This window comes from Aquimarina sp. AU474, from assembly GCF_900312815.1.
GTDB lineage: Bacteria > Bacteroidota > Bacteroidia > Flavobacteriales > Flavobacteriaceae > Aquimarina.
In genome coordinates this window covers 1,301,138-1,325,352 of the sequence record NZ_OMPE01000009.1, presented here as the reverse complement: position 1 = coordinate 1,325,352, position 24,215 = coordinate 1,301,138, and the positions used below count along the sequence as shown (strand labels likewise).

The window sequence follows — 24,215 nt, the reverse complement described above, 5'->3', positions numbered from 1 at the left end:
TATGGAATTACTATTTATAGGACTTTTAGGGGGTGCAATTTTGGCCTTTTTTATTTTTGCAAAATTTAATGCAGTAAAAAATAAATCTGCAGTAAAAACACAATCTACCATACTCATGGAAAAGATTAAAAGTGTTTGCAAACTAGTAACAGTAGAAGGTGATTTTGCCGAAATCTATCATTACGAAAGTGTAAAAGATAAATTTTTCAATCTTTTAACAGGAACCAAAAAAGCATTAATACTAATCGATGCCAAAGCGTATATAGGTTTCGATTTATCCAAGGTAAAACTAGAAAGTGATACTAAAAAAAAGAAAATTATTCTTACGCAATTCCCACAACCTAAATTATTAACTATTGAGACCGATTTTAAATATTACGATAAAAAAGATGGTTGGCTTAATCCTTTTACTTCAAGTGACCTAACCGAACTTAATAAAGAAGCTAAACAATTTATTAAAGATAAAATACCACAAAGTGGATTAATGGAAACTGCTAAAAAAGAGGCACTAACCGCAATTTCTTTAATGGAAACTCTTGCAGAATCTATAGGATGGACCTTAGATTATTCTGCATTAGAACTAGACGACAATAATGACACAATTCAAGAGTTAAAAGAATAATGGATGTTATAGTATCAACCGATCCCGAAAAATTAGATATTGATTTTATACATAGTTTTTTGACTACTTCTTACTGGGCAAAAGGTAGAACCAAAAAAGAGGTAATCATTACAATTCAAAATTGTGTGAATTTTGGAGTATATCTAGATGGTAACCAAATAGGATTTGCCCGGGTCCTCACTGATTATACTGTTTTTGGTTATTTAATGGATGTGTTTATAACCGAAGAACATCGAGGGAAAGGATACTCAAAATTGTTGATGCAAACCATTACTAATGATCCACGTTTGCAACAAATTAAAAGGTGGATGTTAATTACAAAAGATGCTCATAATCTATATAAACAATTTGATTTCAAAAAAGTTGAAAATCCTTCTATAATAATGGAAAAACTTACAAAAACTTCTGAATAAATGAATGTAGAAATCTTTAGAGATTATTGCTTAGCAAAAAAAGGAGTAACAGAACATTTTCCATTTGATGAAACTACTCTTGTATTTAAAGTAATGGGTAAAATGTTTGCGTTAACTGGACTGAACAGAATTCCTTTTAGTGTAAACCTAAAATGTGATCCAGACAAAGCCATTGAGTTACGAGAATATCATCCCGAAATAACTCCTGGATACCACATGAATAAAAAACATTGGAATACTGTTAACTTTTCTGATAGTTTACCTACTAATATGTTATGCGAATTAATTGATCATTCGTATGATTTGGTAGTGAGTAGTTTAACAAAAAAATTAAAACAAGAGTTAGAAAGCCTTTAACCACGTATTAAATATAATTTGGGAGCACCTAAAACTCCTGACTACCTTATTAAATAAGACAACTATATTTTTCTGATGTAGAAAGAACAGAATTTAAAATTATAATGAACAACCCTAAAGATTTTTATAGAGAACAAATTTCTATACATGCATTATCTCTTAAAAAAGTAAAGAAGCAATTAGCTTTGTCTAGTAGTATTAGATTATTAATTTTTTTAACTATAGTTGGTACTATTTATTTTGGATATCCAAATACCAAAATTATTATCGGAAGCTTGGTTATAGGAATAGCGCTCTTTATATTTTTAGTTAATCGACATACCGATCTTACATACATAAAAAACAAACTTGAAAAACTAATCCAAATTAACCAATTAGAACTTGATGTTTTTGATGGTGATGTAAGTATGCTTTCTCCGGGAAAAGAATATATAGATACCTCTCACCCTTTTAGTCATGACATAGATTTATTTGGTGATCAATCTTTTTTTCAGTTTACGAATAGAACGACCACTCTTGCCGGTAAAACTACATTAGCTACAACTCTTTCAGCTAATACTACGCATCAAATAGAAAGGAAACAAGAAGCTATTAAAAACTTATCCAAATTAGCCCAATGGAGACAAGAGTTTAGTGCTATAGCATCTTTGGTGAGTGTTACTGTCCCTATAAGTACTATTCAAAAATGGTTACAAAACTATACTTTTTTTGTGCCAAAAATCATGCGTTTGCTTCCTGCCATTATTTCAGGAATATCACTGATTTTACTCGTCCTTTTATTTTTAGATATCATCACTCTTCAGGTATATGTATTTTGGTTTTTTATTGGCTTAGCTATTACAGGAACTCAAATAAAAAAAATAAACGTATTATACAGCAATGCAAACAAAGTAAAAGATACTTTCGAACAATACTACAAACTTGTAGATAAAATCGAAAACACTCCTTTTGATTCAACATTATTGCAAGAAAAACAACAATTAGTAATTACTACTACAGAAAAAGCTTCACAAACTTTAAAACAATTTGCGAGTATACTTAATGCATTTGATCAACGCAATAACATGATGTTTGGAGTTTTGGCAAACGGCCTCATGCTTTGGGATATATTACAGAGTTATCGAATTGAACAATGGATCTCAAAAAATCATAATAAGGTAGAACAATGGTTCGAAGTTATCGCATTTTTTGACGCATACAATTCTCTTGGAAACTTTGCCTTTAATCACCCTAAATATGTTTACCCAAATATTACATCTAATAATATCATCCTTAAAGCAGAACAACTAGGACATCCTATGTTAACTACTCAAAAACGTGTAGACAATGATATTCTAATAGATAAAGAACAGTTTTTTATTATTACTGGTGCTAATATGGCCGGAAAAAGTACATTTTTACGTACAGTAGCTTTACAAATTATGATGTCTAATGTTGGATTACCTGTTTGTGCCAAATCATGTGATTACAATCCTATTAAACTCATATCTAGTATGCGAACTTCGGATTCGTTAAGTGATGATGCTTCTTATTTCTTTTCAGAACTCACGCAACTCAAAAAGATTGTTGATGCACTAGAAAACGATACTTATTTTATTATTCTGGATGAGATCTTAAAAGGTACCAACAGCAAGGATAAAGCAGCAGGATCGCGTAAGTTTGTAGAAAAATTAGTAGCTGCAAATGCTACTGGGATTATTGCAACTCATGATTTAAGTTTATGTGAAATTGCTTCTGATTTACAACAGGTACAAAACCGATTTTTTGATGCTCAAATTGTAAACGACGAATTGTATTTTGATTACAAGTTCAAGGATGGTATTTGTCAAAACATGAATGCTTCTTTTTTATTAAAAAAAATGGGGATTGTTTAGCCGTAATAAACACCATATAGCGTATTAATGAAAGTTTGCGTAGCACAGATAAAATCAGAAAAAGGGAATATCTCAAATAATATTGAGAATCATAAAAAATGGATTGATATTGCTGTCTCCAACAAAGTAGATTTGATTTTATTTCCTGAATTATCATTAACAGGCTATGAACCCAAATTGGCAAAAAAATTAACGCTAGATCAAAATGACTCAAGATTAGATATATTTCAGGAGATTAGTGATCTTAATAACATTACCATTGCTATTGGTTTGCCTACAAAATCTAAATCGGGAGTATGTATAAGTATGACTTTCTTTCAACAAAAACTACCTAAAAAGATATATTCGAAACTCAAACTGCATCCAGATGAATTTCCCTATTTTATTGCAGGTAAAGAACAGGTAATTCTTACCATTAAGCATAAAAAAATTGCACCTGCGATTTGCTATGAATCATTATTACCAAAGCATATTGACAATGCCAATACACTTGGTGCAAAATTATATGTGGCTAGTGTAGCAAAAACACAAAATGGAATTGAAAAGGCACTGACTCATTTTCCGAAAATGGCAAAAAAATATAATATCCCAATATTCATGTCTAATTGTATAGGATTTTGCGATAATTTTGAAGGCGCCGGACAATCAGCCATTTGGAATGAGAAGGGTGAACTTATTGGTCAACTGGATCACAAAAACGAGGGGATCTTAATTTTAGACACAGAAACAAAAATATTAACTAAACGAATATAATAGCGCTCATCTCATATTATCAAAAGCGTATCAATATTGTCTAATTTTAGTTCTTATAAATCGAAAAAATCCGAATTTTGTAATTTTTTTCTATACCCCGATGGAGTTATCCCTTTTATTTTTTTAAACTTTCTGTTGAAATTGGAAAGATTTTTAAATCCACTAGAATAAGAAGCCTCGGCAATAGAGATGTCGTGTTCTTTTGACAAGATTCTACATGAGTTTTCTATTCTAACTTCTGTCAAAAATTGAAAAAAAGTTTTGTTTGTACGTTGTTTAAAATATCTACAAAATGCGTTTGGCGTCATATTAGCAATACTTGAAACTTCGTTTAAACTAATATCTCTATAAAAATCATTCATAACCAATTGAAAAACATCTGCCATTCTCTTACCTTCATTATCAGAGTAATTTTTCTTCATAATTGAAGAAGACAATGTTTGTACTTTAGCCTCGCTTAACAATTTTAAGATTTGCAAAAAAATCATAAAACGATCTAATCTGTTTTTATTCTCTTTAATTAACAGCATCTGATCAATTAGCTCTTCTTTCATAGAAATTACCTGAATCCCATAGGCCAAACTATTAAAAAAAGTTGCCATATCATCAAACTCTGTCAGTTCGAAAAAAACATCCCCAAAAGATTCTTTAGTAAAAAAAATAGAAATCATATACGACTCTATTTCAGATTGACTGCTTTTTAATACATGCGGAACATGACTTCCAAAAATCAAAATATCGTTAGCCTTATAACTAGTAATTGTATCTCCGACTATTAAACTACCTTCTCCCAAAACAATTAAAGAAATCTGAATCTCTTCGTGTTGATGTAACTTATCATAAAACACAAGTCCTTTATCCTCCTGAACAATCAGAGTATCTGTTGATGTTTTTGGTATTTTAAACGGTAGTGCTTTCATAAATACTATACCAATATTACTCATTAAATTTACAAAAACGCATATTAAAGGTAAAATAGTATCATAATTAGATAATTTATAGATATTTCACCCTTCATATTCACAATACCTTTGATCAAAACATAAATTATGGCAATACATTGGGAAGGCGTAATGCCTGCGGTGACCACAAAATTTACCGATCAGGACACTTTGGATTTAAAAATGTTCGAAGTAAATATTAATGCACAATTAGAAGCTGGAGTACATGGGATTATACTCGGTGGTACCTTAGGTGAAGCAAGTACCTTGACCGAAGACGAAAAAAGCACATTGGTTAAGACAACAGTAGACATTGTTAAAAACAAAGTTCCTGTGATTATTAATATAGCCGAGCAAACAACAAAAGGAGCTATTGCTGCCGTAAAAAAAGCCCACGAAGATGGAGCTAATGGTTTGATGATGCTTCCTCCAATGAGATATAAAGCCGGAGATAGAGAAACAGTAACTTATTTTAAAGAAATCGCTAATAGTACGGATTTACCGATAATGGTATATAATAATCCTGTTGATTATAAAATTGAAGTGACATTGGACATGTTTGAAGAGTTATTGAAATTAGATAATATACAAGCTGTAAAAGAATCGACTCGAGATATTTCTAATGTTACCCGAATTAAAAATCGATTTGGAGATCGATTAAAAATTTTGAGCGGAGTTGATACACTCGCCCTAGAAAGTTTACTAATGGGAGCAGATGGTTGGGTCGCTGGATTAGTAGATGCTTTTCCTAATGAAACAGTAGCCATTTACGAACTTCAAAAAGCAGGAAAGATTAAAGAAGCAATTGCTATTTACAGATGGTTTTTACCCTTGCTAGAATTAGATATTAACTCTAAATTAGTACAGAACATAAAATTGGCAGAAGTAGCTACAGGCATAGGAACTGAAAACGTACGTGCACCTCGATTACCACTTGTAGGTGAAGAGCGTAAGAAAGTACTGGAAATCATTGAAAATGGACTAAAAACCAGACCTCAATTATCTAATTGTAAAATACTTAATTAATTTTTTTTACCCAACGAAACATGATCACTGGCAAAAATTACATCGGAAACCAACTTTCTTCTAATGGGGATATCACTTATAGAACATTTAATCCTAAGTTAAATATTGAAAATGAGCACATTTTTTACGAAGCCTCGTCAAAAGAAATAGAAAAATCCGTTCAAATGGCTACACAAGCCTTTGAAGTTTACCAAAAAGTATCTGGGCAAAAAAAAGCAGCGTTTTTAAATACTATTGCCGAAGAGATTTTGGCATTAGATACTCAATTAATTGAAGCATATACTTCTGAAACTGGTTTGCCCGAAGGAAGAGCAATAGGAGAGCGAGGAAGAACTGTAGGGCAGCTAAAAACTTTTGCTAACTTAGTTGAAGAAGGCTCTTGGGTAGAAGCCACAATTGATACTGCAGATCCAAGTCGAACTCCAATGCCAAAACCCGACATCCGGAAAATGTCTATTCCTCTGGGTCCTGTTGTTGTTTTTGGAGCTAGTAATTTCCCATTAGCTTATTCTACGGCAGGAGGAGATACTGCGGCAGCACTAGCTGCAGGATGTCCCGTAATTGTTAAATCACACCCTATGCATGCCGGGACAGGAGAGTTAATTGCTTCAGCAATTATTACGGCAGCCAAAAAGACCGGAATGCCAGATGGAGTATTTTCAAATCTTAATAGTTCAGGAATAGAAGTAGGAACGAAATTAGTACAGCATTCTAGTGTAAAAGCAGTAGGATTTACAGGGAGCATTCGCGCGGGAAGAGCTCTTTTAGATCTCGCTGGACAAAGACTCGAGCCTATACCAGTATTTGCAGAAATGGGAAGCATTAACCCAGTCGTTATTTTGCCAAAAGCTGCACAAACTAAAGGGGAGAATCTTGCCAAAACCTATGCGCAATCCATTACTTTGGGCGCAGGGCAATTTTGTACTAATCCAGGACTGATTTTAGGAATAAAAGATGAAGCATTAGATAATTTTGTACAAACACTTTCTAATGAAATTACGGCTATAGAACCTTCTTGCATGCTACATCCCAATATTATTGGTAATTATGAAAAAAACAAAGCCAATGCATTACAACAAAACGGATTAACAAAAACTGTAGAGTACGCAAATAATGTTGCAATCAATCATGCACGACAAGCCGTTACTGCAGTAGAAGGAAAAACCTTTCTTAGCAACTCAATTTTGCATCAAGAAGTTTTTGGGCCTTTTTCTATCGTTGTACAATGCAAAGATGCAGATGAGCTGACTCTAATTATTTCAAATCTAGAAGGTCAACTTACAGGTACGATTCTCGCAGAAGATGATGAACTAACAGCACACAAAAATATAGTAGATGCATTACAAAACCGTGTAGGAAGAATTATTTTTAATGGAGTACCTACCGGAGTAGAAGTTTGTGCCGCTATGGTTCACGGTGGACCATATCCAGCCTCTACGGATAGTCGATTTACTGCAGTTGGTATTGACTCTATAAAGCGTTGGGTAAGACCTTTTAGCTATCAAAATTGGCCAAACAACTTATTACCAGATGAATTAAAAAATGAAAATTTGCTTACTATTTCTAGGCAAATCAATGGCAAACAAACACAGAATTCTATCTAATATGGCAAGAACATCATTTAAATGCATCGATGGACATACTTGTGGCAATCCAGTAAGAGTAGTAACTACAGGACGACCTCACCTCATTGGCAATACAATGAGTGAAAAGCGTCAGCATTTTCTTAAAGAATATGACTGGATACGGCAAGGGTTAATGTTTGAACCTAGAGGACATGATATGATGAGTGGGAGTTTCTTGTTTGAACCTCATGATTCAAAAAATGACTTTGCTATTTTATTTATTGAGACTTCGGGGTGTTTGCCTATGTGTGGTCATGGTACTATTGGCACAATAACTATTGCTATCGAAGAAGGATTAATCACACCCAAGATCCCTGGTAAAATAAGAATGGAAGCTCCCGCTGGATTGGTAGAAATCGAATATCAAAAGGTTGGCAATAAAGTAGATTGGGTAAAGCTTAAAAATGTAAAATCTTATCTTGCCGCAGAGGAATTAACGATTACCTCTCCTGAACTAGGAGAACTTATTTTTGATGTTGCTTATGGAGGTAATTTTTATGCCATTATTGATCCGCAGAAAAATTTTGAAGGTGTACAGAACTATACCGCGAATAAATTAATCCAGTACTCTAGGGTATTACGTGATTTAATAAATGAGAAATACCCTAATGCGTTTATTCATCCCGAAAATGAAACCATTAGAGATGTAAGTCATATACTATGGACTGGTGCCCCTATACATCCACAATCATCTGGTAGAAATGCTGTTTTTTACGGTGACAAGGCCATTGATCGTTCACCTTGCGGTACAGGTACATCTGCGCGAATGGCGCAATTGTATTCAAAAGGAAAATTAAATCAAGGGGATGAATTCGTTCATGAAAGTTTTATAGGTAGCACTTTTATAGGTAGAATAGCAATGGAAACTACAATAGGCGATAAAAAAGCAATTGTACCTAGTATACAAGGATGGGCAAAAATCTATGGGTACAACACAATCATTATCGACGATCAAGACGATCCTTATGCACATGGATTTAGGGTTATATAAACTAGTACAATTGTATCTAAGAGTTTATTATAGTATTTTTAAATATGAGTAAAAGTATTATCATTATTGGCGGTGGAATCATCGGTCTTTGTTCTGCATATTATTTGTACAAAGAAGGACACCAAGTAACTGTTATTGATCAATCTTCAATGGATTTTGGCGCTTCTTATATAAATGCAGGTTATCTATCTCCTAGTCATATCATTCCTCTTGCTGCTCCTGGAGTAATGAAAAAAGGATTGAAATGGATGTTCAATCCAAAAAGCCCGTTGTATATAAAACCCAGGCTTGATCCTGATTTTTTACGTTGGACTTGGGCTTTTAACTCCTCTTGTTCTGTTAAAAATGTGAATCGCGGTATAACAGCAATCAAGGATATCGCCTTATTAGGTAGAGATTTGTATTCTGAAATTAAAAAAACAGAAAAATTCAAGTTTCAGTTGGAACAAAAAGGGTTATTAATGATTTGCCAGACTGAAAAAATGTTGGAAGAAGAAATAAGGGTAGCCGAAGTCGCAAAAAAAGAAGGGTTACCTGTACGAGAAATTTCCTCTGAAGAGTTAAAACGACTACAACCCGATACTAATATACAAGCCAAAGGTGCTGTTATGTATGAATGTGATGCCCATACCACACCCCATATTTTCATGGAAGAAATGAAAACGTATTTAAAATCCAATGGAGTAGTATTTCAGAAAAATGAAAAGATTCAAGATATCTCTATTAAAAACGAAAAAATATCTTCGATGAGTACCGCTGCAAACATCTATGTTGCCGATGAATTTGTACTTGCCGCTGGATCGTGGTCCAAATTATTAAGCAAAAAACTAGGAATTAGATTGTTACTAGAAGCAGGTAAAGGTTATAGAATAGATTCTGAAAGGGATTTCGGTATAACTATCCCTGCTATTTTAGCAGAAGCAAAAGTAGCCGTAACCCCTATGCAGGGATTTACGCGTTTTGCCGGAACTATGGAAATCGCTGGCATCAATCATCACATTAATAAAGTTAGAATTGAAGCCATAGCAAATGCCACCAAACATTATTATAGAGATATTGTATTAACAACTCAAGAAAAAGATGGTGCAGCTAGTGGATTAAGACCAGTGACTCCTGATGGCATGCCTTATATCGGAAAGTCATCCAATTGTACAAACCTTACTATAGCTACTGGTCATGCTATGATGGGTTGGAGCATGGGGCCATCTACCGGTAAAATAGTATCTGAAATTGTTTCAGGGATAAAACCATCTCTCGATATAAGTCCATATCATCCAGATAGGAAATTCTAAAACTGCTCTTTAATTATAAATTATAGTATTCCTGTTTGTCGTTTATAAAACGCGTCTTGCTGTTTTTTCATCATTTCGCGAGCAATTTTCTTTTTATAAGCATACAGCTCTTCCTCTTCGGTAAGGTCTCCATATACCTTATCATTGATAGTGAAATCCGTTTGCAATACTACTTTACGTTGTGCTTCTTTTTGCTCGACCCAATTTTTGATCTCACCTTCTGCATCATCTAATTTAAAATCATACTCTCCTTTTGGAGATAGTAATTTTGCAAAAATTGGAGAAGTTTCAATAGCCAAAAACAATAAAAATATAAAGAAACTTGGCAGCCATGGTAACTCACCTAATGCATTTACACGTGCCATTAAACCATCAAAATTATCAATTATAGGTTGCGAAGTATCCACCTGTTCTTCATATGCAGCAGCCAACTCTGTTTTTTGAGTTTCTAAAGAAATAACCTTATCTGTATTTGTCTTTTTTAACTCTACCAATGCCGCCAATGCAGCATCATGTTTTTCTCTTTTTTCCTTATATACTGGTCCTTTACCTATAATCTCTGTACCTTTTCTTCCTTCGGCTTCGGCAATATAGGTTTCGTACAAATCATTTACTTCGGTCTCTCTAGTGACAACTTCTTGCTTTAAAGAACTTATTTCTTCATCGATTGCAATGATTGCCGGTGTAAATTGTGTCGCAATTTGCTCTTTATTAGCTAGCGTGTAATCATTCTTTTGTTCTAATAAGACCCTATCTATTTCTTTTTCGAAAATCTTTAATTCTAGAGGTTTAGAAATTACAACCGCTATGATTATGGCCAAAACAATTCTAGGAGAAGCCTGCAAAAGTTCATCCATAAAATTATCTTTTTTCTTGATCGTAGAAACAATAAATCGATCCAAATTAAAGATTAATAATCCCCATATCAAACCAAAAAAAGCAGCTGTAAAATAATTGTCAAATACAGTATATAGTGCATAACTTGCCGCAATGAAAGCCATTACGGCGGTAAAAAAAACTGTAGCGCCTATTCCGGCATATTTATTTTGTTCTCCGTTAGAACAACTCTCCAAAATATCTGCATCCGCTCCTGAGCAGAGTATAAAAAAACGTTTAATCATAATCTAAGGGTTTTTGATTGATTCTTTTAGAACGTTGAATTGTAACCTTTTGTTGCACAAAAAACCTCGCTAAGCGAGGTTTTAGGTAATTTTTATAATATTAAAACTCTATATAAAAGCGATTATATGATATTTATTTAATTTTTGATTTTAACTACAGTCTTGCCATTTTTTGTTTTTGAATTTATAGACAAGTTCTCAGTAGCATCATTTATTAATCTACGTGCTTCTTCAGAGGAAATACGTTTTCCTTTATAATAAAACTCTGCTCCTTTATCATCCATTTTTTTAATAAACTCTCCTCTCGAATAAGCTTTAGATCTAAAGGCCTCCCGTTGTGCCACCATTGCTGCTTTACGAGCTTCTTGTTGTGCCATCATTGCAGCTTTACGAGCCTCTAATTGTACTTTCATAGCTTCTTTTCTTGCTTCCGATTGAACTCTTCTGGCTTTTTGTTGTGATTTTACGGCTGCTTTTCTTGCTTCTGCAGCCGCTTTATGAGCGACTTTTAATTCTTCTAATAATTCTTTTCGATTTTCTTTCTTATTTTTTGCACTTCTTTTTTGAATTTCTAGAGTTCTTTCATGTGCTAACATAGACTGTTCTATCGCTTTTAAAGAAGCAATCTGAGCATGTTCTTCGGCCTGGATTCTTGTTTTTTCAACCTGTTCCCTAACTGCTTCTCTGGCAAGTTGATTCGCTCTTTGTTTTGCACTTTGTGATCTTTCACGCATTATTTCAGCTTCTTCTCTAGCCACCTCAGCCTGCTCCATGGCTTCCATTGCAAGAGTTTCTCTTTCCTCTTGTATTGCTTCCATCATTTCTTCTCTTTCTGATTCTTCATAAGAAGGTGCTTTAGGAGGGGTTGGAATAGTACTTTTTTCTCCCTTTCTTACCTTGGGTGCTGGTGGTGGAATATTGCTAGGCTCTCCTTTTATTACTTTTGGAGAAGGTGGCATTGGCGGTTTTGGTGGAACCAAATCATGACCATCAGGATTTGCCTTATACAACCTTGTAGATCTATATACTTCATTAATTTTATCCACAAATTTTTGATCTACATTCTGTAGTTTAACATCAAAGTTAAAACCAGTTAATTCACTATCCTCCCATTCTTGGGTAATAGTATCTATCGTATTAGAAAGATTGTCTAAAGTAACAGAAGAACCATTAACCCTAATTTGTTCATTTTTTATTCTAATCTCAATTTCTTTATCCTGACTGCTGTTCGTTTTACTATACCTCCAATTGTTCTTTTCCTGAGCAATTATCTCATTGTTGAAGAACAACAGGCATAATAACAGAGTAGGTACTACTGCCAATAATTTAAGAGTAACTCTTTTTTTCGAAAATTCTTTCGTCATCATTTGTAATCGTTTTTTGGTTAATGAATAATTAATAGTACTTGTTAATGCAGCCTGATTAGAACTGGTTGGATAATTAACAAGTAGATTGACATATCGTTGTATCGAAAACTGATGTTTCAATACGGTCTGGTCTGCAAGAAATTCATGATTTAACTTAATTGCTTTTTTGAGCCAAAAAAGTAACGGGTTAAACCAAAAAACAACTTGCAACACCTCTACAAACAGTATATCTAGTGTATGTTTTTGATGTACATGTGCTTTTTCATGAAAAAGTACTTCTTCTGGAATCGACTTTTGTAAAAATTCGGCTTTAGGAACAAAGATATATTTCAAAAAAGTATAAGGAACTACGGCATCTCTTAATAAAACATTAGTATGAGAGGATTCCTTTAACTTTTCATTCTTCCTCACTTTTTTATTAAGACTGTACAAGTTTTTAGTAAATCTAAATCCAAAAATTATAAACCCTATACTATACAAACTCCATAAAAGAATGGGTACATAATTTATTGATTCTACCGTAATATCATGAACCTTAGTAACATACGTAGGTGTTACTATTATCTCTGATGCAGCAATTATATCTTGAGGGTTTATATATACTTCCTTTTCATATGTTATCGTAATAAAAGGAATGGTATAAGCAAATAAAATACTAAAAATGAGATAATACCTTTTGAGATTATGGACTTTCTCTTTTTCAAGAAATAGCTTATAAAAAGATCCTAAAACCAATAAGCAAAGTGTCGATTTGATTAAATAGGCTATCATTGTTGTTGCTTTTTAATTTGTTGATCTACAATCTTTTTTAGTTCTTCTAATTCTGTAGTAGACAAATTAGTCTCAGAGGTAAAAAATGAGGCAAACTGAGAAGCCGAATCATTAAAAAAATTCTTAATTAAGCCATTTACATGCTTCGAAAAGTAATCTGTTTTTTTTACCAAAGGATAATATTCTCGAGATTTTCCATACAAAGTATAATCAACAAAATCTTTATCCTGCATTCGCTTCAGCAATGTTGCAACAGTCGTAGTAGCAGGTTTGGGTTCTGGATAAGCATCCAACAAGTCTTTCATAAAAGCTTTGTCTAATTTCCAGAGGTATTTCATTAATTGTTCTTCTGCTTTAGATAATTGCATTGCTCTACTTAATTAGAATTAACTCTACAAATGTAGAATAAAAAATTATATTTCCAAATATTTATGTTATAAAAAGCACAAGCCACTCAAAATAGAGTGGCTTGTAGTTGATAAAATTAACTGTTGTTTTATTTTTTCATAATTCTTTTTATGATCGTATTATCTCCGGTTTTTATCCTTGCAAAATAGATACCAGTAGTAGACAATTTTTCTCCAAGAATAACTTTTCCAGGGTTCTCCTGAAATTCTTTATTCACTATTTTCTTCCCGTACATATTATATATATCTATTGAAATACTGCCTTGTCCCATCTTTCTCATATCAATTTCAAAATTATTCTGAAAAGGATTTGGACTTAACCTCACTAAGTTTTCTTTAATTCCCTTAGCATCGGCTCCGGCTACTCCCACATTACTTGTATATATTGTTGTATTTGCCTGAGTTTGGTACGCATAATCTAATATAGTATAGGATCCCCCATCTGTAGAAACTTCAATATGGAACCAACCGTAATGTGTGTTTCCGTTAATCTTGAAAGTAAATCCTATATATCCAGTTTTTCCATTCCAATCACTGTACGAAGAAGAACTTACTATATAACTATGCGGGTTCGCTACAAAATTACTCGTACCGTTTATGGCTTGATTTTCTCCTAAAAAAGTAATGTTACTAGTACTACCATTACAGATAACATCTTTATCATAAGTTACCAAACGCGGACCACCAGAATACCAAGCTCCAAAACCATTATCATCACCTACTTCTATTCTAAAAAAGTTCCAGGTACTAGAAGAGTTAACAGAAACGTCATTTATATCTACATAAACAACTCCGTCGTTAGTATTACAGGGAGTACATGATCCACCACAATCAATACCCGTTTCATCGCCATTCTGGATACCATCTGTACAAGATGGAGTAGCTACACCTTCAATTCGTATTGTATAATCCTCAACTTCTCCTATATATGTATCTTCTCCACAAGGAGTTATTTTAGACTCTGAACCATATCCAACCCTTACTCTCATCCTTAAATTAACATTAGATACTGCATCTAAAGGTGGAGTAATATTTGCGGTATAAGGGCCAGCCGCATATCTAGAATATACTTTCTCTCCCGGATCGGTAAAATCACCATTATTATTCCAATCCATCCAAACACCCACTGCATTATATGTCCAGTGATCATTATTTAATTTAACTGTTAACGCCGTTTGTTCTCCTGCTGTAAGATTAGTAGAGAGATTTGTATAATTAGAATATGGTGTATGGGCAGTAGAATTATCTATATTTCCTAATTTTACATTGGTAATATGTAATGTATTTTGAGTGGTAGATGCAGTACAATAGGTTACTGTACCACAGGGTTGACAAGAACCTCCGCAATCAACTCCTGTCTCATCTCCGTTTTGCACACCATCATCACAGGTTGGCCCTGTATTATCATCAATTCTAGATACTGTAATCCAGTTACTAGAAATATCAAAAACTCCTGTTGCTAATCCGCTATCTGTTATGTTTTTTCCGTTAACACTTAGATTACCATCATAAGAAATTCCATAAACTCTGCACACTCCTACTGTAGCACCTTCAAAATCATGAGAAATAGTTTCTGTAGCCAAGATAGCACCACTATCATCCGTGATCAGATATCTGTAACTAGCATTAGATTGACTGGTACTTTTAAAAGTGATAATATCTGCTTGACCATCCCCAGTTATCGTAGTTATTTCTGTTCTATCATCATTTGAAGAAATCGATCCACCATCAACTTCTACTGGACATGCGGGACATGAATTACCCCCACAATCTATTCCTGTTTCGTCTCCATTCTGGATACCATCATCACAAGTTGGATCCGTACCTCCATCATACACGGTACTCCCTGCTTTAATCTCACCAAAAGGTTCAGTGCTATACGCATAATCCAATAACGTTTCTTCACTACCATTAGCATTTACACGAACCCTAAACCAACCATAATTAGTTTTTCCTGGGTATAATTCCATTTGAAATCCTACATAAGCTGTTTGACCATCCCACGATGTATGATCTGAACTTCTTACCACATGTAAATCTGGATAATTCCCTCCATTTACCCAATTACTTGATGAAGATATAATCGTATTTTGAGGTAACGCTGTCACATTACGTGTGTTTGCCTGGCAAATTAACGCCTGTCGATATGTTTCTAATTTTAATTCATTATTCTCATAGAAAAGACCATATCTGTTTTCGCCAATGACCGTAAACGGCTTCCAAACATTTCCCGAATTTACAGTGAGATCAGCATTATCCACATATACAATCCCATACGGATCATAAAAAGTGAATTGATAGGATACTTTATCAGAAACTAGTGTTCCCACACCTCCAGAAATCGCAGCATTTCTGAATGTTATTGTTCCTGTAGTGTTATTAGTTATTGCATGGTTATTCGTGCGGCCATTGAAGCGAACTCTAAGTGTTTTGTTATTCAACACCGTTATAGAAGCAGCATATCCTTGTGGTAAATTTGAAGTAAAATGAGTTCCTTCTACCATTGTACCTGAACTTAATGCAAAATTACCTTCTAAAATTTCTATCTCATTAGTATCACTAAACACTGTTCCATCGTTTGACAACCCTTCTTCTACTGTTGAGTTTGATACTACAAGAGAAGCTCCGTTGGCATCAACACCTGTAGCTGTTAAATTTGTAGGTTGCCAAAGTGGTTTTCTTGTAGAGTGTTCTAATGCCGCTAGCATTCTATCTACCTGACCTCGGGTATACATTTTGGCACAACCAGCGTTAGAATCATATCCCATATAATTTTCATAGTTGATCAAATTACCGCAATCACTAGCGCCAACCGTACATCCATCATCACCCGAATTAGAGTCCTCTTTAGGAGTGTCACTAACATAATCACCATTAGCATCATCACAACCTCCTTCAAAAGTATGTATAAGGTTTAACCAGTGACCAAATTCGTGAGTTAGTATCGAAGCGAATTCCTTATCTGTATTACCATGTAAATATTGTCCATTATATACTACTCGTGCTATATCCTGATCAGACATTGTAGTGTTTGGATACCATGCTACACCTGAGTTATTTGACACTCCATCACCATATAAATCACCAGTGATATATACATTCATATACTTATAGTTATCCCAACCATCTCTAGCAACAATAGGATTACTATAGTTTCCCATTCCAGATGCCTCTGGGTAAAAAACTACCCCATTTGTACTACCTCCGTTAGGATCTATTTTTGCAAGTGCAAATCGTACACTTAACGTAGCTTTTCGGCCATTAAAAACGGGATCAACCGTGTTCCAATCATCATTTAACCCATTAAAATCCTTATTAAGAATTTCAAGAGCCGTTTTTATTTTTTGATACGTTACTGTTTTTCCATGTTGTACATCTCCGTATATATGAAATACAACAGGTATCACATAGGTTTCTCCTGCTTTTTGAGAAAATGTCTTACTTCTGACATGTTTTTTTGTGAATTCATTGAATTTATCAAACTCGATCTTAGCTTTAGGGCTGGTTGAAAAAGCATCATGATTAGCTTGACTTGTTTTACATCGTTCGGCGTTAATTTTTCCTTCCTGAGCAGAAAGAAAACCGGTATACCAAAATGATAAAACGATTAAAAAAAAAGTTTTAGTTTTCATAACTAGTTGATTTTGTGTTATAGTTACCCGAAAATTAAAACTACTCATGCTTTTAACTTTGTCGTATTATACCTGAATGTTATACTATACTATCTATTTCTTTATTTTTTTAACAAAAAACTTGATTAAAACACATTATAATTACAAAAATTAAATAAAATCACAACGTATTTAACATTGCAGATTATAGTTAAAAAACAAAAAAACACCCTCTTATAGGGTGTTTTTAAAACATAAAATTTAATACTTTTTTATTTACTTAGTGCTGTAAAATATTTATAAAATAAAGGAATAGTTTCGATACCTTTTAGATAATTCCAAACTCCGAAATGTTCATTAGGTGAATGTATCGCATCACTATCTAACCCAAATCCCATTAAAATAGTTTTACTTTTCAGTTCTTTTTCAAATAATGATACAATCGGTATACTTCCTCCACTACGTTGTGGTATAGGTGTTTTACCAAAAGAATCTTGGTATGCTTTACTAGCAGCTTGATATCCAATATTATCAATCGGCGTTACATACCCTTGTCCTCCATGATGTGGCGTAACCTTTACCGTTACTGCTTCTGGTGCAATATTTTCAAAATGTGTTTTAAACAAATCCGTAATTTCCTCCCAGTCTTGATTAGGAACTAAACGCATCGATATTTTGGCGTATGCTTTACTTGCAATCACTGTTTTTGCTCCTTCTCCTGTATATCCTCCCCAAATACCGTTTACATCCAAAGTAGGTCGAATAGAATTGCGTTCATTAGTAGAGTACCCCTCTTCTCCATACACCGCATTGATATCTAATGATTTTTTATATGATTCTAATGAGAAGGGAGCTTTGGCCATTTCTGCTCTTTCTTCGGTAGATAAATTTTCTACCTTATCGTAAAATCCAGGAATAGTAATATGATTGTTTTCGTCATGTAATGAAGCAATCATTTTGGTAAGTATGTTTATCGGGTTTGCGACAGCCCCACCATATAAACCACTATGAAGATCCCTGTTTGGTCCTGTTACCTCTACTTCAACATAGCTTAACCCTCTTAATCCAGTTGTAATCGAAGGAACATCTTTGGCAATCATTCCAGTATCGCTAATTAAAATTACATCATTAGCCAATTTTTCTTGATTGCGCTCTACAAACCATCCTAAACTTTTGCTTCCTACTTCTTCTTCTCCTTCTATCATAAATTTTACATTGCAAGGCAGTTGATCTGTCTTAGTCATTAATTCTAACGCCTTTACATGCATATACATTTGTCCTTTATCATCACAAGAACCTCTAGCAAATATTGCTCCTTCAGGGTGTATTTCTGTATTTTTAATCACAGGCTCAAACGGAGGACTGTCCCATAAATTTATAGGATCTGGAGGTTGTACATCATAATGCCCATATACCAATACCGTTGGAAGGTTTGGATCTATTATTTTTTCTCCATAAACAATAGGATAACCAGGTGTTTCGCAAATTTCTACATGATCACAACCTGCTTCTTTAAGGCTTTTAAAAATTTCGTCTGCTGTTTTAACAACATCATCTTTATAAGCCGTATCTGCGCTAATAGAGGGGATTTTAAGAAGTTCAAGAAGTTCGTTTATAAATCGATCTTTATGTTCTTGAACATAGGATTGAATATTCTGCATATGCTTGAGTAAATTTTGTCTAAAAGTACTAAAAGTTTATATTTTTTCAGAAGGTTGTTTTTATTTTAAAACTATTGTTTATATTTGCACTCGCTTTTGCAAAGAGTCCTAAGTATTGTAAAAGTTTTTAATGCGGGCGTGGTGGAATTGGTAGACACGCTAGACTTAGGATCTAGTGCCGCGAGGTGTGAGAGTTCGAGTCTCTCCGCCCGCACAATATAAAAAAAGAAAAACCTGTAAATCAAATATTTACAGGTTTTTTGTTTTTTATCTCGGTCTATTCTTTTTTTGACTATCAATACAGTATTGCATTATATGTATTTTACTTACCCATTTATAATTTTAGGTTAAGTGTTTTTCTCAATACTTCTTTAAGTTTCGTTGGCGTCATATTCGTATGTGTTTTAACAAATCTTGTATACGATGCTTGAGAATCAAAACTTAATATGAATGTAATTTCCTTATGGCTAAATTTTTCGACAAGTAAAAGTCGTTTAATCTCTATAACAAGTAATTCATTTATAATACTTAAAGGAGTTCTTCCAAAATGTTTTTTCACCTGTTTCTCTAAATTATTTACAGAAATATTCAGCAGTTCAGCATATTTTTTAACTAATCTAATTTTTCTAAAATTTTCGACAGCTAAAGACATAAATTCAAAGGGCACATATTCCTTTGCATTTAGTTCTACTTTGTTGGGAATAATCTCTAAGAATTTAAAAAAAATTAACCCGAAAAGCTTTTGCAATTTTTGAAGTTTAAAAGTACTTGAAGATTGATACAACTCTTTGATTTTTTCGAAATAAAAATATAATTTTCCAAACTGCACTTCATCTAAATCTATTTTGGGGTTAACTAAGAATTTAAAAAACCAATTAAGTTGAGGAGGCAGAATACTTAGTTCTAAAAACTCTCTAGTAAATTGAATACATATTCCATTATCCTTTGGATCACATTTTAACAAACGAACTTGCCCTGGAGTAATAATAAATGCGCATCGATCTATGATTTTATATTCTTCAAAATCAATAATTTTACTACCCCCATTTCCTGTTTTAAAAAGTAATATTTCAAAATAATCTTTTCTGTACGGAGTATCAAAATCATAGGTACAATTGTAATTTATGGTTTTTATATGTATCGAAAACTCTTTTTCAATACGCTTTAAAGTGTGTGTTTTACAATTCATAGGATAGCTAGGTTTAAGAACTTATAATATCCTCACTAATGATGCCAATGAGTTTTATTTAAGAGATTATATTCATTGCTATTCACACTCAATATTTAGCCATATTCATTTTTAGATTGTTTTGGAATAAATCTTGGATAGTAAAACACATTGAAACCTATCTAAACCCTACTTATTATGAAACTAAATAGTCCGTTTCGTTCAAAAAATATATTATTAAAAAAGTCTTTAGAAGAAATAGACGAATTGTACAAAACCATTGTTTGTACAATGTCCTACAGTCATCGAAAAGAATATTGCGAATCACTGATTTTTAGAACCATAAAGGATCTCGATTGCTGTCAATGTAAACTTAAAAGTATAAAATTAAGGCAATTGTTAAAGGCAACTATATCTGAATTAGAAAAACTACAACCCAAATAAGTTTTTTTATTAAACGTATCGTGACATTTTCAGACAAGTACTTGTCTGAAAATGTCATTACTATATTGGGTTTTAGAATTTGGGTTAACAATTAAAAACATCAAATCAACCTATTATCTGTTAAAAATCATATCTCTTAAAAGCTTCAATCGCGGCGTAATCTGCTAATCCAAGTTGACTATATTTTAACGCTGTATCTTTATTTCTTTCCTCTGCTCTTACCCAGAACTCTCTGGCATCATCACCTTGAAACATAACACCATCTTTTTGGGATTGATGAAAAAAAATAGCTTTTCTTTTCTTAATCACCTGATCTGGACTCATAGGAACTGCCATATCAATTTCATGAATACCCCACTCATGCCAAGCACCTCTATACAACCATACCCAGCAATCTTTCATAAAAGTATTTGTTTTCATTTTTTCTATAGCTATGAATAGCGCATCCAAACATACTTTGTGAGTACCATGCGGATCTGCCAAATCACCTGCTGCATAAATTTGATGTGGTTTAATCTTTGCAATTAGATCACATACTATTTGGACATCTTTTTCCCCTAAAGCATTCTTTTTTGCTCTACCTGTCTCGTAAAACGGCATATTTAAAAAATGAACTTGACCATCGGGAATTCCTAAATACCTTGTTGCCCCTAAAGATTCTTTTTGACGAATAACTCCTTTTAAGGTTAATAATTCTGGTGTATTAAATTCACCTGTATTACTTTGTTTAATTATTTGAGTAATATTTCTAAAATTATCATCGCGCACCCCCATAGCTAAGGATACCTCAGCAAATTTTAATGCTTCACGATTTGAAACTGCAATATTTCCTGAAGTTTGGTAAGCAATATGCACCTCATGACCTTGCTCAACCAATCTATCAATAGTACCTCCCATAGAAATCACATCATCATCGGGGTGTGGGCTAAATACAATCACCCTCTTTTTTTTAGGAATCTCTCGTTCTGGTCTTGATGTATCATCTGCATTAGGTTTACCTCCTGGCCATCCTGTGATTGTATGCTGAAGTCTATTAAACATTTTAATGTTTAATGTATAGGCATTCCCTTCTTTGGCCAGTAAACTTTCCATGCCGTGATCATTATAATCCTTATCCGTAAGCCTTAATATTGATTTTGAGGTCACTTCACATAGCCATAAAATTGCTTTTGCCATTAATTCTTCGCTCCAATCAAAAGATCTTACAAGCCAAGGAGTATTGTATTGAGTTAGTAAAGAGGCAGCACCTTTATCAATTACAAATGTAGTGTTCTTATGATGTTGAAGATATGTAGCAGGAACTTGCGAGCTTATCTCTCCTTCGACAGTTTTTTTTATGACCTCGGCTTTGTTCTCGCCCCAGGCCATCAATATGATTCGTTTTGCCTCCATAACTGTTCTAATTCCCATAGTGATCGCTCTTGTTGGCACATTTTCCAATCCCAAAAATGCTGGAGCAGCATCTGTTTTTGTTATATGATCCAAAGTGATTAAACGGGTTCGAGAATTACTATGCGAACCTGGCTCATTAAACCCTATATGTCCCGTTCTACCAATTCCTAATAACTGAAAATCTAATCCTCCATGCTCTTTTATTTTGTTCTCGTATGCTATGCAGGTTTCTAATATATTATCCGGAGAAATATCTCCGTGAGGTATGTTTATATTTTCAGGAAGAATATCTATATGCTTAAATAAATATTCATGCATAAAATGAAAATAACTTTGTAAGTCACTCTTTGCTATAGGATAATATTCATCTAAGTTAAATGTGATCACATTTTTAAAACTTAAACCCTGTGTTTTATGAAGTCTTATTAACTCTTCATATACTTTAATAGGCGATGAACCTGTTGCTAATCCTAAAATACAATTTGTGTTTTCTTTTTGTTTCAGTTTAATTATTGACGCTATTTCTTGCGCTATAAGAATAGATGCATCACCAGAATTATCATATACTACATTATGAATTTTTTCGAATCTTGTATTTTCATAAATTCCAGCTTCTTTAAAACTTATATCATCTAAGTTTTTGGATTGAATTTCGGTAACCATAATAACTTCTATTTTAAACTATTGGATCATTTCTATAAAAATAATAGTCCTATATGTCTATTAATAAGAAATTCGATGAACAACATTTTAAAACAAACCAAAAATTGATTTTAAAAGGAATTATGAAAAATCACTTGAAAAAACTCACTGAAGAGCTGTGCGATCAGCTTCACTTATTTGCAACTATTTTCTTGCCGTGATAAGAACCAGAATTGATAAACTGATGTAATTCTCCCACATTTTTATCGGTAATTGATCCTGCAGCAACTATCTCTAATGTATCCTTTGCCATACTCACCATATTCTTTAGAATCACTTTTCCTTCTAGAGCGGTTGATTTACCTCCAGAAGTTAATATCGAAGTAATCCCATCAATTTTTAATAGCTTTTTTAAAGCTACAATAATGTTAGGAGTTTCATCAATTGCCTTATGGATTACTATGTTCATTGGTAAAGACAATTCTACTAATGTTTTGATTCTTCTTATATCTAATGTATTATTTCTTTTTAAGATCCCAAAAACCACTCCATCGATCTTAAGCATATGACAATATCTAATTTGTTTTTTCATCAAATCAAACTCATCATCAGAATATACAAAATCTCCTCCTCTTGGTCGGATCATTACTCGTATAGGAATATCTATTTCTTTTTTTACTCTACTAATTACATCTAAAGGTGGAGTAATACCTCCTACACTTAAATCCGCACATAACTCGATTCTGTGTGCTCCATTTTGTTCGGCAACTTGGGCTTGGTGAATTCCTTCGACACAAGCTTCTTTTATATACATATTAGACCTCATAATTTATTATAAAAATTATCATCTGCTAATCTAGCGGCACCAGTCATCGTTATATGCTCTTGATCTTCACTTTTAAGTATTGGAATTTCTATTTCTAAATTCTTAAGAGTTTTTATTAAAGGATCTCCAAAAAAAGGCCATGCATTACTAATGTTTCCTCCAATCACCATAGCATCGGCTTCAAAGTTTTTGAGCCATGGTTCTAAAAACAAAGCTAAATTATTGGCGAATTCTTCAAAAATTTGAATTTTAATCTCTTTGTTATCTTTAAGTTTTACAAGCTCTTTTACACCGTTAATTTCATTATTAGTAAGTTCTCTATATCGCCGTACAAACCATTGTGTCGAAAAATGAGTATCTGCTATATCATCTCCAAACGGTAAATGATATAACTCTCCATATAACGGCACTCCTTTTCCTGATGTTACAGGAATTCCTTCATGCAAAAAAGTAGCCCCAAAACCTGTACCCAAAGTAATAGCCACTGCTTTTTTATATGAGGACATTTTTCCTACCCATGCTTCTCCTATACCAAAGCAGGCCGCATCATTATAAAATCGAACTGGAACAGAGGGTTCTAGCTTTAATTTTTCTACAATACAATCTCTAAGATTAAAGTTGTACACCATTTCGAATTTATTTTCTCCATCATCCGGAAAAACTCCGTTTTTATAATCAAATGGCCCCGGAATAGCAATACCAATACCATTCAATTTTTCGACATCTAAGTAACTCAATGTTAACTCTAAAGTACAAATCCAACGTCCGATAATTACTTCTGGACTCTCTTTATGATCAACCTCCATTGTATAAATATGCTGTATTTGATATGACCCACTCTGGTCAACAATAGCCACTGAAATATGACTTCCTCCAATATCTACACCTAATACCATTTTAATGTTTTAAAT

Annotated in this window: 19 protein-coding genes and 1 tRNA gene; 10 read left to right on the top strand and 10 right to left on the bottom strand. The window is 33.4% G+C overall.

The window, feature by feature from the left end; genetic code table 11:
* Position 1: 1 nt before the first annotated feature.
* From DK508_RS19270 to DK508_RS19250, 5 genes are all read left to right on the top strand, one after another.
* Positions 2-622 carry a DUF4230 domain-containing protein gene (locus tag DK508_RS19270; RefSeq protein ID WP_109302414.1) on the top strand — a complete coding sequence of 207 codons (621 nt, stop codon included), beginning with the start codon at positions 2-4 and terminating at the stop codon, positions 620-622.
* Positions 622-1,035 (top strand): GNAT family N-acetyltransferase, encoded by a 414-nt coding sequence (locus tag DK508_RS19265; RefSeq protein ID WP_109302413.1) that lies wholly within the window; start codon positions 622-624, stop codon positions 1,033-1,035. The genes DK508_RS19270 and DK508_RS19265 overlap by 1 nt, the downstream gene beginning before the upstream one ends.
* Positions 1,036-1,392 (top strand): MmcQ/YjbR family DNA-binding protein, encoded by a 357-nt coding sequence (locus DK508_RS19260; protein ID WP_109302412.1) that lies wholly within the window; start codon positions 1,036-1,038, stop codon positions 1,390-1,392.
* A 104-nt stretch (positions 1,393-1,496) separates the two neighbouring features.
* Complete coding sequence (locus DK508_RS19255; protein WP_109302411.1) at positions 1,497-3,266, top strand: DNA mismatch repair protein MutS; 1,770 nt, start codon at positions 1,497-1,499, stop codon at positions 3,264-3,266.
* A 27-nt stretch (positions 3,267-3,293) separates the two neighbouring features.
* Positions 3,294-4,019 carry a carbon-nitrogen hydrolase family protein gene (locus tag DK508_RS19250; protein ID WP_109302410.1) on the top strand — a complete coding sequence of 242 codons (726 nt, stop codon included), beginning with the start codon at positions 3,294-3,296 and terminating at the stop codon, positions 4,017-4,019.
* Positions 4,020-4,072: 53 nt separating this feature from the next.
* Here DK508_RS19250 and DK508_RS19245 read toward each other — a convergent pair whose 3' ends face one another.
* A complete protein-coding gene (locus DK508_RS19245; RefSeq protein ID WP_235016438.1) occupies positions 4,073-4,963 on the bottom strand; it encodes an AraC family transcriptional regulator in 891 nt (296 codons plus the stop codon).
* Positions 4,964-5,068: 105 nt separating this feature from the next.
* On the opposite strand from DK508_RS19245, the gene DK508_RS19240 reads away from it, so the two are divergent.
* Genes DK508_RS19240 through DK508_RS19225 form a run of 4 tightly spaced genes read left to right on the top strand, consistent with a single transcriptional unit; the run spans position 5,069 to position 9,894 of the window.
* Entirely contained in the window at positions 5,069-5,986 is a 918-nt protein-coding gene (locus DK508_RS19240) for a dihydrodipicolinate synthase family protein (protein ID WP_109302409.1), read from the top strand.
* 20 nt (positions 5,987-6,006) lie between these two features.
* Entirely contained in the window at positions 6,007-7,590 is a 1,584-nt protein-coding gene (locus DK508_RS19235) for an aldehyde dehydrogenase (NADP(+)) (protein WP_109302408.1), read from the top strand.
* Between the two features lies 1 nt (position 7,591).
* Positions 7,592-8,602 (top strand): 4-hydroxyproline epimerase, encoded by a 1,011-nt coding sequence (locus DK508_RS19230; protein WP_109302762.1) that lies wholly within the window; start codon positions 7,592-7,594, stop codon positions 8,600-8,602.
* Between the two features lie 44 nt (positions 8,603-8,646).
* The gene (locus DK508_RS19225) at positions 8,647-9,894 is read left to right on the top strand and encodes an FAD-binding oxidoreductase (protein ID WP_109302407.1); all 1,248 of its coding nucleotides are present in this window, start codon (positions 8,647-8,649) and stop codon (positions 9,892-9,894) included.
* A 20-nt stretch (positions 9,895-9,914) separates the two neighbouring features.
* Here the strand turns inward: DK508_RS19225 and DK508_RS19220 are convergent, their stop codons facing one another.
* From DK508_RS19220 to DK508_RS19200, 5 genes are all read right to left on the bottom strand, one after another.
* Positions 9,915-11,015, bottom strand: coding sequence for a DUF4407 domain-containing protein (locus tag DK508_RS19220; RefSeq protein WP_109302406.1), 1,101 nt, complete (start codon positions 11,013-11,015; stop codon positions 9,915-9,917).
* A 137-nt stretch (positions 11,016-11,152) separates the two neighbouring features.
* The gene (locus DK508_RS19215) at positions 11,153-13,153 is read right to left on the bottom strand and encodes a M56 family metallopeptidase (RefSeq protein WP_109302405.1); all 2,001 of its coding nucleotides are present in this window, start codon (positions 13,151-13,153) and stop codon (positions 11,153-11,155) included.
* On the bottom strand, positions 13,150-13,521 hold the full coding sequence (locus tag DK508_RS19210) for a BlaI/MecI/CopY family transcriptional regulator (protein ID WP_109302404.1): 372 nt from the start codon (positions 13,519-13,521) through the stop codon (positions 13,150-13,152). The genes DK508_RS19215 and DK508_RS19210 overlap by 4 nt, the downstream gene beginning before the upstream one ends.
* 128 nt (positions 13,522-13,649) lie before the next feature.
* Entirely contained in the window at positions 13,650-17,192 is a 3,543-nt protein-coding gene (locus tag DK508_RS19205; RefSeq protein ID WP_160114798.1) for a M43 family zinc metalloprotease, read from the bottom strand.
* A gap of 251 nt (positions 17,193-17,443) precedes the next feature.
* Positions 17,444-18,832: a dipeptidase gene (locus DK508_RS19200; RefSeq protein ID WP_109302402.1), complete on the bottom strand. Its 1,389-nt coding sequence runs from the start codon at positions 18,830-18,832 to the stop codon at positions 17,444-17,446.
* Between the two features lie 132 nt (positions 18,833-18,964).
* Between DK508_RS19200 and DK508_RS19195 the strand changes: the two genes are divergently transcribed.
* A tRNA-Leu gene (locus DK508_RS19195) sits at positions 18,965-19,046 on the top strand.
* A 120-nt stretch (positions 19,047-19,166) separates the two neighbouring features.
* Here DK508_RS19195 and DK508_RS19190 read toward each other — a convergent pair.
* The 4 genes from DK508_RS19190 to DK508_RS19175 form a co-directional block, all read right to left on the bottom strand.
* Positions 19,167-20,021, bottom strand: a complete 855-nt coding sequence (locus DK508_RS19190) for an AraC family transcriptional regulator (RefSeq protein ID WP_109302401.1) — start codon at positions 20,019-20,021, stop codon at positions 19,167-19,169.
* Positions 20,022-20,564: 543 nt separating this feature from the next.
* Complete coding sequence (nagB, locus tag DK508_RS19185) at positions 20,565-22,499, bottom strand: glucosamine-6-phosphate deaminase (RefSeq protein WP_109302400.1); 1,935 nt, start codon at positions 22,497-22,499, stop codon at positions 20,565-20,567.
* A gap of 169 nt (positions 22,500-22,668) precedes the next feature.
* A complete protein-coding gene (locus tag DK508_RS19180; protein WP_109302399.1) occupies positions 22,669-23,292 on the bottom strand; it encodes a copper homeostasis protein CutC in 624 nt (207 codons plus the stop codon).
* An 8-nt stretch (positions 23,293-23,300) separates the two neighbouring features.
* Positions 23,301-24,200: an ROK family protein gene (locus tag DK508_RS19175; RefSeq protein WP_109302398.1), complete on the bottom strand. Its 900-nt coding sequence runs from the start codon at positions 24,198-24,200 to the stop codon at positions 23,301-23,303.
* Positions 24,201-24,215: the final 15 nt, after the last annotated feature.